Source organism: Pectobacterium aquaticum, assembly GCF_003382565.3.
Taxonomy (GTDB): domain Bacteria; phylum Pseudomonadota; class Gammaproteobacteria; order Enterobacterales; family Enterobacteriaceae; genus Pectobacterium; species Pectobacterium aquaticum.
The window spans coordinates 4,369,034-4,382,727 of record NZ_CP086253.1; the positions used below are offsets into that span (position 1 = coordinate 4,369,034).

General features: G+C 52.0%; 11 protein-coding genes. 6 read left to right on the forward strand and 5 right to left on the reverse strand.

The features are described 5' to 3' along the window. Positions 1-82: 82 nt before the first annotated feature. Positions 83-418, reverse strand: a complete 336-nt coding sequence (uspB, locus tag DMB82_RS20220) for a universal stress protein UspB (RefSeq protein ID WP_010281678.1) — start codon at positions 416-418, stop codon at positions 83-85. A gap of 557 nt (positions 419-975) precedes the next feature. Between uspB and uspA the strand changes: the two genes are divergently transcribed. The 3 genes from uspA to DMB82_RS20235 all read left to right on the forward strand — a co-directional run bounded on the left by uspA (position 976) and on the right by DMB82_RS20235 (position 4,536). Further along, entirely contained in the window at positions 976-1,413 is a 438-nt protein-coding gene (uspA, locus tag DMB82_RS20225) for a universal stress protein UspA (RefSeq protein WP_102118793.1), read from the forward strand. Positions 1,414-1,704: 291 nt separating this feature from the next. Next, entirely contained in the window at positions 1,705-3,048 is a 1,344-nt protein-coding gene (gene gdhA / locus DMB82_RS20230) for an NADP-specific glutamate dehydrogenase (protein ID WP_102118794.1), read from the forward strand. A gap of 174 nt (positions 3,049-3,222) precedes the next feature. Beyond that, on the forward strand, positions 3,223-4,536 hold the full coding sequence (locus tag DMB82_RS20235; protein WP_116163857.1) for an NAD(P)/FAD-dependent oxidoreductase: 1,314 nt from the start codon (positions 3,223-3,225) through the stop codon (positions 4,534-4,536). Between the two features lie 363 nt (positions 4,537-4,899). Here the strand turns inward: DMB82_RS20235 and fabY are convergent, their stop codons facing one another. The 4 genes from fabY to typA form a co-directional block, all read right to left on the reverse strand. Further along, a complete protein-coding gene (fabY, locus tag DMB82_RS20240) occupies positions 4,900-5,841 on the reverse strand; it encodes a fatty acid biosynthesis protein FabY (protein ID WP_102118796.1) in 942 nt (313 codons plus the stop codon). Between the two features lie 138 nt (positions 5,842-5,979). Beyond that, entirely contained in the window at positions 5,980-6,417 is a 438-nt protein-coding gene (dtd, locus tag DMB82_RS20245; RefSeq protein WP_109225104.1) for a D-aminoacyl-tRNA deacylase, read from the reverse strand. Positions 6,418-6,481: 64 nt separating this feature from the next. Continuing rightward, positions 6,482-7,093: a glucose-1-phosphatase gene (gene yihX, locus DMB82_RS20250; RefSeq protein WP_116163855.1), complete on the reverse strand. Its 612-nt coding sequence runs from the start codon at positions 7,091-7,093 to the stop codon at positions 6,482-6,484. A gap of 162 nt (positions 7,094-7,255) precedes the next feature. Continuing rightward, the gene (gene typA, locus DMB82_RS20255; RefSeq protein WP_103862859.1) at positions 7,256-9,079 is read right to left on the reverse strand and encodes a ribosome-dependent GTPase TypA; all 1,824 of its coding nucleotides are present in this window, start codon (positions 9,077-9,079) and stop codon (positions 7,256-7,258) included. Positions 9,080-9,448: 369 nt separating this feature from the next. Here typA and glnA point away from each other — a divergent pair, with 369 nt between their 5' ends. From glnA to glnG, 3 genes are all read left to right on the forward strand, one after another. Next, positions 9,449-10,858 (forward strand): glutamate--ammonia ligase, encoded by a 1,410-nt coding sequence (gene glnA / locus DMB82_RS20260; protein WP_010298142.1) that lies wholly within the window; start codon positions 9,449-9,451, stop codon positions 10,856-10,858. Between the two features lie 341 nt (positions 10,859-11,199). Further along, positions 11,200-12,249 (forward strand): nitrogen regulation protein NR(II), encoded by a 1,050-nt coding sequence (gene glnL / locus DMB82_RS20265; protein ID WP_102118800.1) that lies wholly within the window; start codon positions 11,200-11,202, stop codon positions 12,247-12,249. A gap of 7 nt (positions 12,250-12,256) precedes the next feature. Next, a complete protein-coding gene (gene glnG / locus DMB82_RS20270) occupies positions 12,257-13,669 on the forward strand; it encodes a nitrogen regulation protein NR(I) (RefSeq protein ID WP_102118801.1) in 1,413 nt (470 codons plus the stop codon). The last annotated feature ends 25 nt before the right edge of the window (positions 13,670-13,694 follow it).

A 13,694-nucleotide genomic window follows, 5' to 3' on the forward strand; every position in this document is an offset into this window, starting at 1 on the left:
CGACGTTCATGGTTGTCATACCAGTGGTGGTGTTAATAACAATAGTGATGTTAATACCAGAAAATGGTGTAAGTACCCGCGTTTAATACCATATCGTCATCGCAAACAGACTGATGACGATAAGGCCACACAGGGCGGTCGTAAGCAGAAACTGTCCCCGCACTCGCTCGCAACGGCGAATAAACTCAGGGTCGTGATGATCAAGATAGCGTTGCGCGTAAATATAGCGTACCAGCCGGATTTGTTTACTTGGCTGGCCATGCGATGTAAAAAATCCCCCCCCGTCAACGTATTGGTAAAGCAGCGGGTCACAGTCACGCAAAATTAGCAGTAACACGCGTAATGAAGAATAGTACCTCGCCATATTGATGATACAGACGATACATAAAGCCCAGAAAAGCGCAAATGTACTAATCATGCTTTCCTCCCGGTCGTTCTATTCGTCAGATTCGATGGTCATACATTCCCGTTATCCACCAGTCACCGGTGACAAGCGTTACTATTTATTATCCGCGACGCTTATCGACGCCGTTTTTTCTGTGACATTTTTTCTACGAATAGTTATGCCACGCGCTTGCGCACGATTTTATTGTCATTTTGGCTAGCCAACGGCATCACGACTAGCCCCATTCTCGTTTTCCATCCCAAGGTGCAGCGGACAAGTTCACCACCCCTACTTGTAGTGTAGAAGAAGAATGTTCGTTTGTGCCAGAGAGGCTGGCGCAATCGGGATGAAGGACGATTTTCGACGAGATAATGCCCTTTCTGAAAGGAGAAGCTGCGCGATTTAACTGTGAAAAGGAGCGGTTTCTACTACACTTATCAATAGAATTAACAGGTTTTAAAACGGGTTGTGATCGACTGAACAGTCCGATAGCGTGGACGAGTGCTATCCTATAATCCGCTGTTAAGTATCAGATTGGCAGGAGAAATATCTGCTAACCCTTAATTAGTCTTTACGGAAGGAGTCTTATTATGGCTTACAAACATATCCTTATTGCTGTTGACCTTTCTCCAGAAAGCAAAGTGTTAGTGGAAAAAGCTGTTTCAATGGCAAGACCGTACAATGCGAAAGTCTCGTTAATCCACGTTGATGTGAACTATTCCGATCTCTACACAGGGCTGATTGACGTCAATCTGGGTGACATGCAACAGCGTATCTCTGAAGAAACCCAGAATGCGTTGACTGAGCTGTCCCAGAACGCGGGCTACCCTATCAGCGAGACGCTGAGCGGCAGCGGCGATTTAGGGCAGGTGTTGGTTGATGCGATTAAGAAATACGATGTCGACCTCGTGCTGTGCGGTCACCATCAGGACTTCTGGAGCAAATTGATGTCTTCTGCTCGCCAACTGATTAATACCGTACATGTCGATATGCTCATCGTGCCGCTGCACGATGAGGAAGACGAATAAAAATTAGCTTTTTTTGCATTTTTTTTCAGTGATGAAAGGCACGGCTTCTTAGCTGTGCCTTTTGTTATATAACAAAAACTTATAGCAAATTTCTCTTCTCAAATCACCCAAAACCCCTTCCTATCCCATTGGATTATAACGTTTATATGAAAAGAAAACGCTTGCTTAAATATCCATCGCCAGTGTTATAGTCCAGAGGACACAACATCATTTTCACCGACCCCACAAGCTTCTGCGTGTCTAAAAATAAAGAAGCAGACGGGAACTTATTCGTTCAATCAGGAGCTGTTCATGGCACAAATCGTATCTCTGGCAAGTTTTCTTGATTCTGTTCAACAGCGCGATCCGCATCAACCTGAGTTTCTACAGGCCGTTAATGAAGTCCTTTCCACTCTGTGGCCTTTTCTGGACCAGAACCCTCACTATGCGGACTACAGCCTGCTGGAACGATTGGTAGAACCGGAGCGTGTGATTCAGTTCCGCGTCGCATGGACGGACGACAAAGGTCAGGTACAGGTGAACCGCGCCTGGCGTGTCCAGTTTAGCTCCGCGATCGGCCCGTACAAAGGCGGCATGCGTTTCCATCCGTCCGTTAACCTATCGATTCTGAAATTCCTTGGGTTCGAGCAGACGTTCAAAAATGCGCTGACGACACTGCCAATGGGCGGCGGCAAAGGCGGATCGGACTTTAACCCGAAAGGGAAAAGCCAGGGCGAAGTCATGCGCTTCTGTCAGGCGCTGATGACGGAACTGTATCGTCATCTGGGCGCGGATACCGACGTTCCGGCGGGCGACATCGGCGTGGGTGGCCGTGAAGTCGGTTTCATGACCGGCATGATGAAGAAGCTGACCAACAACACCGCGTGCGTCTTCACGGGTAAAGGATTGTCGTTCGGCGGCAGTCTGATCCGTCCTGAAGCGACGGGCTACGGCCTGATCTATTTCACGGAAGCGATGCTGAAACGCCACGGTCTGAGCTTTGAAGGCATGCGTGTTGCGGTTTCTGGTTCCGGCAATGTGGCGCAGTATGCGATTGAAAAAGCAATGGAGCTGGGTGCGCGTGTGGTTACGGCATCAGATTCTAACGGCACGGTAGTGGATGAGAACGGGTTTACCCCAGAAAAACTGGCGCTGCTTGAAGAGATCAAAAATAAACGTTATGGCCGCGTGGAAGATTACGCGCGTGAAGCGAAACTGACCTACCTCTCAGGAAAAACGCCGTGGGAAGTACCGGTAGACATCGCGCTGCCGTGTGCGACGCAGAATGAGCTGGATCTGCCAGCGGCGCAGACGCTGATTGCTAACGGTGTGAAAGCGGTGGCAGAAGGTGCCAACATGCCAACCACGATCCCAGCGACCGACGCGTTCCTGGATGCTGGCGTGTTGTTTGCGCCGGGCAAAGCGGCTAATGCGGGCGGCGTGGCGACATCCGGTCTGGAAATGGCGCAGAACGCGGCACGTTTGGGCTGGAAAGCAGAGAAGGTGGATGCGCGTCTGCACCACATCATGCTGGATATTCACAGTGCCTGTGTGCAGTATGGCGGTGAAGACAGCCAAACTAACTACGTGCGCGGTGCCAACGTGGCAGGTTTTGTAAAAGTGGCTGACGCGATGCTGGCGCAGGGCGTCGTGTAACGTCTTAGTCCTTCTGAGCGCCTGTATTTGCAGGCGCTTTGACTTTTCACTTATTTATCTAAGTTTTAGCGACATTTCTTGCTGGACACCGCTTCCTGCCTTTCTTTATCTTAATCAGCATTGCGTATCGTCAGTCTTCTGATACAACCCGTTCTCTTCAAGGCTTACACCATTGTGAAAATCAAACATCTTCCTTTCGATCAGAATCGTAATGGCTGGTCGGCAGATCTTGTCGATAAACCGAATTACCCACAGCAGCGTGGAAAAACAACGGCGGACTGGCTGGTAATCGGCGCTGGCTATGCGGGGATCGCCTTTGCACAGCGTCTGGCTGAACAGCGCCCGGATAAACATATTATCCTGCTGGATGCGGGCGAGATTGGCGACAATGCCTCCGGGCGTAACTCCGGTTTCGTCATCGATTTACCGCACAACATCGGCAGCTCGACCGCCGAGCTGGAAAAAGCGGCGGCTTATCGTCGCCTGTTGCAGTCCGGTGTAGCGCATCTGAAGGATAAGGTGGATCGCCATGCGATTGCATGCGACTGGAGCGTGGCGGGGAAATATCACTGCGCCGTCAGTTCGACGTTTGACGGCCTGATCGATACCTATGTCCGCGAATTGAACGATCTTGGCGAACCCTATCAGGTGGTGGAAAAAGACGAACTTGCCCGCCGCTTAGGCACGTCTTTCTATCATCGTGCTGTGTATACGCCCAATTGTATTCTGCTAAACCCGGCGGCGCTGGTGGTCGGGCTGGTGGCGAATTTGCCGAAGAACGTGACGGTTTACGCCCATTCACCCGCGCTGAATATCGAAACAGGATCGCGCATTCGTGTGGAAACGCCGTACGGCGAGATTCAGGCGGATAAGCTGATGATGGCGATTAACGGCGCGGCGCGCGGCCTGCCGCTGTTCAATGGTCGGGTGTTTGCCGTGGCGACCTTCGCGACGCTGACGGAGCCGCTGAACGCGGAGCAGATAGCGCGCATGGGCGACATGCCGGACTGGGGGCTGACGCCGGTCAATGCGCTGGCCAGCGCGACGCTACGCTATACGCGCGACCATCGCTTCCTGATTCGGGAGCATGTGAAATTTACCCCAGAGCTGGTCAATAGCGCGGTAGAAACCGGACGCCACGCGCGTCGTCACGCGGCTATTTTTGCCCAGATGTTCCCGCAGTTGAGCGATGTGAAGATGGCGCATACCTGGTCAGGCTTGATTAGCGTAACGCGCAACGGCGCGCCAATTTGGGGGCAGCTAAGCGACAATGTGTACGCGTCCGCTGGCTGTAACGGGGCGGGGCTGTCGAAGCAAACCGCTGCCGGACATATTCTGGCGGATTTGGCGCTGGGTGAAGACAACCCGCTAATCGTTGATATGCAATCGCTCGGACAGGCGAACTACCTGCCGCCACGCCCTTTCCTGGATGTGGGCGTGAACGGCTACTTGACGAGCGAACGCTGGAAAGCCCGAAGTGAGAGATAGCAGTGTTTGCTGATCGTTGGAAAACCTCTTCGTAGAGTGAAAACGGTGATAATGGGATAGAAGAGTAAAGCGTTCGCGCCAAGGACAAAAGCGTCATGAAGGCTTTTGAACGTCGCTTGCGACGGCCCTCAAAGGGTGGATCTCAGGGATGAGATTCATATCTGCGCAAGCCGAGCTTACATGGACGAACTCGCAACGTCTTTACGATCTATCCGTTACTCCCGCTCTACGGACGTTGTCAGCAACATCACCCAGTGAGAACTACGGGTATTATTATGGCGAAATGTGCTGGCTAACATGCAGCATGATGTATTGATGGGAAGAACGTTATCATGCTTGGCTGTCACAATGATTAGCCACGGGCTAATCCACTACTGACCCACCTTCTTCCAGTGGCGTATCCGGTTGAGCAGGCAGCACGATATAAACCCCTTCGAACAACGCCCCTTTATTGTCATCACCGAAGAGTTCAACATTGAGCTGCACGCGCGCCTTACGCCCACGCGCGAGACGATCCAGATCGCCACTCAGCGACCCTAAATCAGCGATGGCATTCGGTCGGCCACTCACCGGCGTACTGTAACGAATGTGCGCATCTGCCAGAATAATCGTTCCACCGAGGTGTCGTTCACGCAATAACAGCCAGATTAATCCCCACCCAGTGAGCGTAGCGAGAGAAAACATGCTGCCGGCAAAAAGCGTGTGATGCGGGTTCTGGTTGCCTGTTTCAGGCATGGTGGTAATAAATTGCTTTCCGGTGTACTGGCTTATCCGCACTCCCATTTTTTCACTCAGGGGAATGTGCTCATACCACGCCTGCTGCAACTGTCCGCACCAGTCAGGACGATGCAAAATATCATCCAGCGTCGCTACCGGTTTAATCATCAGGAAGTGCCGCACGGGTGTGGTTTGTGGCGCAGTGATCTCTCCCTGATTAACAAAGCCCAGCTTGGAGAAAAAATCCATGGCGTCTTCTCGAGCGCTACAGACCACGCGCTTGACGCTTTCCTGACGCGCGACTGACTCCAGAGTAATCGCCACCAGCGTGCCTAACCCTTTCCCTCGGACGTCGGGGTGAACAGCTAAAAAACGGATTGCCGCTTCATTATCCGCATTGATAGAAAGACGCCCAATCGCAACCAGCCTTCCCTGTTCATCCACCACAGTTTGGTGATGTGCCAGAGCATCATAGGCATCACGCTCGGAGCCCAGCGGCTGGTGCAGAGGTTTACGCAGCATTTCCCAGCGAAATTGATAGTACGCATCCAGTTCTTCCGCGCTTTCAGGTACTCTCAAATGATACATAACCCTTCCTCTATACCGAGATGCCTCATTGCATCAGGGTTCATGAAATCAGACTGTTGAAGCAAATTTATACTCGGAACGGCAACGGTAATAGCACGTTACAACACCATGACGTTACAGACCGATGACGCGACAACGCTATGTCTGTAACCAGAACGTCACCGGGCCGTCATTCACCAATGCCACTTTCATATCTGCCGCAAACTGCCCCGTTTCCGTGTGAACGCCTTGCTCACGACACTGTCCGACAAAATACTGATAGAGGCGATCGGCCTCTGAGGGATGCGCACCGCGAGAAAAACCAGGCCGCATGCCACGCTGCGTATCGGCAACGAGCGTAAACTGTGAAACCACCAGCACATTGCCGCCAGACTGGCGAACATTGAGATTCATTTTCCCGTCATCGTCACCGAATATGCGGTAACCCAATACACGTTCGCAAAGTCGCGTGGCTTTTTGTTCGTCATCGCCCTGCTCAACGCCCAGCAAGATCAGTAAACCTTTATCGATTTCCCCAACCACACTGCCTTCTACCGTAACGCTGGCGCTGGATACTCGTTGAATTAGCGCAATCATAAAACCCAACTACTCCTGATGTTATCATTCCCAATAGGGGCTGTGTCCGCCCTTGCGATATAAATCATGCTTTAGCCGTCGTCGCCTGCATGGCGAAAAAATCCGGCACCACCTGACGATCGGTCACCAGAATGCTGTGAATACCCAGGCTTTGTGCAGCATCGACGTTCGCGGCATTATCGTCAAAAAAGACGGCTTGCCCAGGCGGAACGCCTTCCTCTGTCAGGACATATTGATAAATCGCCAATTCCGGCTTACGTAATCCAATATCTTGCGACAGGTAGAGCTTGTCGGCCGCCGTCGCCACTTCTGGGAATAGCGCAGGCCAGTGTGAACAGTGGAGACGATTAGTATTCGACAGAATCACCACGCGGTGCCCTTCATGACGCAGGTGCTGCATGATGTCGATAACCTCAGGACGCAACGCGACAAAAATAGCCTGCCAGCCAGCGGTGAATTGTTCGAAGCTCAGGGCGATGCCCATTTCCTGGCACAGTCTGGTGGCAAATTCCTCGTCGCTGATCTCACCCCGCTCATGCTGTTCAAACGCCTCGCCCATGACAAAACGCTCTTGCAACGTCGCGAGCGGCGCGCTGCTCAGATTACTCCAGACACCCAATACTCTATTGAAATCAATATCTATGACGACATTGCCTAAATCAAAGATATACAGCATGGCAGTGACCTCCTGACGTAATCGTAGGATTTTCACTGTAGCGGGAAATGGGGAAACTGAACAGGGAGGAAATATAAAGGAAAGGTTAAAGTGGAAGAAAGCGCATAAAATTCAGGGCACCCGAAGGTGCCCTGTTGCGTAACAAGACAAATCCGTCTGAAATTAGACGTCTTTGCTGCCGCGGCTAGCGCGTTTACGATCGTTTTCGGTCAGGTGACGCTTACGAATACGGATAGACTGTGGCGTAACTTCAACCAATTCGTCGTCATCAATGAACTCCAGCGCTTGTTCCAGAGACATTTTGATCGCCGGAACCAGTGTGGTTGCTTCATCGGTACCCGATGCACGCATGTTGGTCAGTTTCTTACCGGTCAGACAGTTTACTGTCAGATCGTTAGAACGTGAGTGAATACCGATGATCTGGCCTTCATACACTTCTGCACCGTGTCCGAGGAACAGCTTACCGCGATCTTGCAGGCTGAACAGTGCAAACGCGACCGCTTTACCTTGACCGTTGGAAACCAGCACGCCGTTCTGACGCTGACCGATTTCACCTGGACGCACGTCATCGTAGTGACTGAACGTGGAGTACAGCAGACCGGTACCAGACGTCATGGTCATGAATTCGGTACGGAAACCGATCAGACCGCGAGCTGGGATCAGGTAATCCAGACGGATACGACCCTTGCCATCTGGGATCATGTCTTTCACATCACCTTTACGCTCACCCATGGCTTGCATGACTGAACCTTGGTGCTGTTCTTCGATGTCCAGCGTCACGTTTTCAAACGGCTCTTGGTTACGACCGTCGATAACGCGGTTGATAACTTTCGGACGTGATACGGCCAGTTCAAAGCCTTCACGACGCATGTTTTCGATCAGAACTGACAGGTGCAATTCACCACGGCCAGAAACGCGGAACGCATCAGCGTCTTCGGTTTCGTCAACGCGCAGAGCAACGTTGTGCACCAGCTCTTTGTTCAGACGCTCCAGAATCTGGCGCGACGTTACATACTTACCTTCTTTACCGCAGAATGGTGAAGTATTAACGTTGAAGAACATGGTAACGGTAGGTTCATCGACGCTCAGTGCTGGCAGCGCTTCGACATTCTGCGGATCGCAGATGGTGTCGGAAATGTTCAGCTCGCCCAGACCGGTGATCGCGATGATATCGCCTGCTTCCGCTTCAGTCGCGTCGATACGCTCCAGACCCAGGTGAGTCAGAACTTTACCGACTTTACCGTTACGGGTTTTGCCTTCGCTATCAACAATAGTGACTTGTTGGTTAGGCTTAACTTTACCGCGCTTGATACGGCCGATACCGATAACGCCAACATAGTTGTTGTAGTCCAGCTGAGAGATCTGCATCTGGAACGGCGCATCCATCTCAACCTGAGGCGGAGAAACGTGATCGACAATCGCCTGATACAGCGGAGTCATATCTTCCGCCATATCGGTATGGTCGAGACCCGCGATACCATTCAGCGCAGAAGCATAAATGATCGGGAAATCCAGTTGCTCGTCCGTCGCATCCAGGTTCACGAACAGGTCGAATACCTGATCGACAACCCAGTCAGGACGCGCACCAGGACGGTCAACTTTGTTGATAACCACAATTGGCTTCAGACCGTTGGCAAATGCTTTTTTGGTCACGAAACGCGTTTGCGGCATCGGGCCATCCATCGCATCAACAACCAGCAGTACCGAGTCAACCATCGACATTACACGCTCAACCTCGCCGCCGAAGTCGGCGTGTCCCGGGGTATCTACGATGTTAATACGGTAGTCTTTCCAATTAATGGCGGTATTTTTTGCGAGGATGGTAATTCCACGCTCTTTCTCCAAATCGTTGGAGTCCATTACACGCTCGGTTGCTTCGACACGTTCACCGAACGTTCCGGATTGTTGCAACAGCTTGTCAACCAGGGTGGTTTTCCCATGGTCAACGTGCGCAATAATGGCGATGTTACGCAAATTTTCGATCACAGCTTTGCCTCAGGCATTTAGAAATAGCGCGCTATTGTACACGTATTAATCGAGGGACTAAACAAGATCACAAGCATCTATGATAAACAACCTAGAGCTGCCTGCTTTGTGATCCCTTTCACGGTGCAAAAGCGCTACAAGCGAACATGAATGCACTAAATTAGTGCAATAATTCACATATGGAGCACCATTTTGGTGCTTTAGACTATAATGGTGCAGTGGGTTTACGTGAGAAAGCCCCAAGGAGCAACACATTGCACACATTTAAAAAGTTGGCACACTTTTAGCTTTAGTCTACTCACGGCAACAACATCAATCCACAACGATATTCGTTCCACGACGATAAATGACCAATCGGGAGAACCAAGTATGTCCGCAGAACATGTTTTGACGATGCTGAATGAGCACGAAGTGAAGTTTGTTGATTTACGCTTCACTGATACTAAAGGTAAAGAGCAGCACGTCACCATTCCGGCTCATCAAGTCAATGCCGACTTCTTCGAAGAAGGTAAAATGTTTGATGGTTCCTCGATTGGCGGCTGGAAAGGTATTAACGAGTCAGACATGGTTCTGATGCCCGATGCCAGCACCGCAATGATCGATCCGTTCTTCGAAGATTCTACACTGATCATTCGTTGTGACATCCTTGAGCCAGGCACAATGCAAGGCTATGACCGCGACCCGCGTTCTATCGCGAAACGTGCGGAAGATTTCCTGCGTTCTTCAGGCATTGCCGATACCGTCCTGTTCGGGCCTGAACCAGAATTCTTCCTGTTCGATGACATCCGTTTCGGCAGCAGCACGTCCGGTTCTCACGTTGCTATCGACGACATCGAAGCTTACTGGAACTCCGGTAAAGCATACGAAGGCGGTAACAAAGGTCACCGTCCAGGTCTGAAAGGCGGCTACTTCCCAGTTCCACCAGTCGATTCATCACAGGACATCCGTTCTGCAATGTGTCTGACCATGGAGCAAATGGGTCTGGTTGTTGAAGCTCACCACCACGAAGTGGCTACCGCTGGTCAGAACGAAGTGGCTACCCGCTTCAACACCATGACCAAAAAAGCTGACGAAATTCAGATCTACAAATATGTCGTGCATAACGTGGCTCACGCCTACGGTAAAACCGCGACCTTCATGCCAAAACCCATGTTCGGTGATAACGGTTCAGGTATGCACTGCCACATGTCTCTGTCTAAAGACGGCACTAACCTGTTCGCTGGCGACAAATACGGCGGCCTGTCTGAATTGGCGCTGTTCTACATCGGCGGTGTTATCAAGCACGCTAAAGCCATCAACGCCTTGGCGAACCCGACCACTAACTCCTACAAGCGTCTGGTCCCAGGCTACGAAGCACCTGTTATGCTGGCTTACTCTGCCCGTAACCGTTCTGCTTCAATCCGTATCCCAGTGGTTGCTAGCCCGAAAGCACGTCGTATCGAAGCACGCTTCCCGGATCCAGCAGCTAACCCATACCTGTGCTTCGCTGCACTGCTGATGGCTGGCCTCGACGGCATCATCAACAAAATCCACCCTGGCGATGCGATGGACAAAAACCTGTACGACCTGCCACCGGAAGAAGAAGCAGAGATTCCAAAAGTTGCAGGTTCTCTGGATGAGGCCCTGGCTGCACTGAACGAAGACCGCGAGTTCCTGACTCGTGGTGGCGTGTTCACCGACGACGCTATCGACGCGTACATCGAGCTGCGTAAGCCTGAGATTGACCGCGTTCGTATGACGCCACACCCAGTTGAGTTCGAACTGTACTACAGCGTTTAATAACCAAGCGTCTAATATTTATACCAAAAATAATTCGAGTTGCGTGAAGGCGGCAACCGCACGAATCCCCAGGAGCTTACACAAGTAAGTGACTGGGGTGAGTAAGGGCTGCCAACGCACAAGCAGCTTGAAGTATGACGGGTATACCTCGGCGTGGTTGGGTATGCTGATACCCGACCATGACCGATAAACAACAGAATACTAATAATTTTGTTTTTGTTGCCGTGGAAACGCTTCAGCCCATCTTCGGATGGGCTTTTTTCACCACCGGCATTGGCCGTTGCGACGTAACATCCATCATCCACACTACAATGCACCACGACGGTGCGGGAGTCTGCGTTATGGCAACAGGCACGCTGCCCGATGCTGGGCAGATCCTAAATTCCCTGATAAACAGCATCTTATTGCTGGATAACGATCTGGCTATTCACTATTCCAACCCAGCAGCACAGCAATTACTGGCACAAAGTTCGCGTAAATTATCCGGCACACCGTTGCCCGATTTGCTGGGATACTTTTCTCTGAATATCGATTTACTGCGTGAAAGTCTGGATTCAGGGCAAGGGTTTACAGATAACGAAGTCACCATCGTCGTAGATGGCAAAGCGCACATCATGTCGCTCACCGCTCAGCGGGTACAGAACGATTTTATCCTACTGGAAATGGCGCCGATGGATAACCAGCGCCGTCTCAGTCAGGAACAGCTTCAACATGCTCAGCAGCAGGCCGCCCGTGATTTGGTCCGGGGTCTGGCGCATGAGATAAAAAATCCGCTTGGCGGATTGCGCGGTGCCGCACAGTTGCTTGCTAAAGCACTGCCTGACCCAGCGTTGACGGAATACACCAAGGTCATTATCGAACAGGCGGATCGCCTGCGTAATCTGGTTGATCGCCTGCTCGGGCCACAGCAGCCCGGCCTGCACATCACCCAAAGCATCCATCAGGTCGCCGAACGCGTTTGCCAACTCGTCTCACTGGAAAAGCCCGATAACGTGACGCTGGTGAAAGACTATGACCCCAGCCTGCCGGAACTGACGCACGACCCCGATCAGATTGAACAGGTACTGCTGAATATTACCCGCAATGCGCTACAAGCGCTGGGCGAGGAAGGCGGGACGATTACGATACGTACCCGCACGGCTTTTCAGCTCACGTTACACGGTGTGCGCTATCGCCTCGCAGCACGTATTGACGTGGAAGATGACGGCCCTGGCGTACCCGCTCAACTACAGGACACGCTGTTTTACCCGATGGTGAGCGGACGCGAAGGGGGAACTGGTTTAGGGCTTTCCATTGCCCGCAGTCTTATCGACCAGCACTCAGGTAAAATTGAATTTAACAGTTGGCCAGGACACACCGAATTCTCGGTTTATCTGCCTATTCGCCAGTGAGGTTACAATGCAACGAGGGATAGTCTGGATTGTCGATGACGATAGCTCCATCCGTTGGGTGCTTGAGCGCGCGCTTGCTGGTGCGGGTTTAACCTGTGCAACATTTGAGAACGGAAATCAGGTACTGCATGCGCTGGCGACACAAACGCCTGACGTTCTGCTGTCCGACATCCGTATGCCAGGAATGGATGGATTAGCGCTCTTACAGCAAATCAAACAGCGCCACCCAATGCTCCCAGTCATCATTATGACGGCACATTCCGATTTGGATGCCGCGGTTAGCGCTTATCAACAGGGTGCGTTCGACTATTTGCCGAAGCCATTCGATATTGATGAAGCCGTTGCGCTGGTTGAGCGCGCGATCAGTCATTATCTGGAACAGCAGCAGCCGGTACGCAACCAGCCAATCAACGGCCCGACAACCGACATTATTGGCGAAGCCCCCGCGATGCAGGACGTCTTTCGCATCATCGGCCGCCTGTCTCGATCGTCGATCAGCGTGCTGATTAATGGCGAATCGGGAACCGGTAAAGAACTGGTAGCGCAGGCCCTGCATCGCCACAGCCCGCGTACTAAATCCCCTTTTATCGCGCTGAACATGGCTGCCATTCCTAAAGATCTGATCGAATCAGAACTGTTCGGCCATGAAAAAGGCGCGTTTACGGGTGCTAACCAGATTCGTCAGGGCCGCTTTGAGCAAGCCGATGGCGGTACACTGTTTCTCGATGAAATCGGCGATATGCCGCTAGACGTACAAACCCGTCTGTTGCGCGTCTTGGCAGACGGGCAGTTTTACCGCGTTGGCGGCTATGCTGCGGTAAAAGTGGATGTTCGTATTATCGCGGCAACGCACCAGAATCTTGAACAACGCGTGCAGGAAGGCAAGTTCCGTGAGGATTTGTTCCACCGCCTGAATGTGATCCGCGTTCATCTGCCGCCGCTGCGCGAACGTCGGGAAGATATCCCCCGCCTAGCGCGTTACTTTTTGCAGGCTACAGCCAAAGAACTGGGCGTCGAGCCGAAGAATCTGCATCCAGAAGCAGAAACGGCGCTAACTCGTTTACCGTGGCCTGGCAACGTGCGCCAATTGGAAAACACCTGTCGCTGGTTGACCGTCATGGCCGCCGGTCAGGAAGTGCTGATTCAGGATCTGCCGCCTGAATTGTTCGAGACCACCGCACCTGATTCCACCGTGCATATTCTGCCGGACAGTTGGGCCACGCTGTTGGCACAATGGGCCGATCGCGCGCTGCGTTCCGGTCATCAAAACCTGCTAGCGGAAGCACAGCCGGAAATGGAAAGGACGTTGCTGACGACGGCACTGCGACATACGCAGGGGCATAAACAGGAAGCGGCAAGATTGCTGGGATGGGGTAGAAATACCCTGACGCGTAAATTAAAAGAGCTGGGAATGGAGTAGCAAGATTGCTTTTTTATTGCTCAAT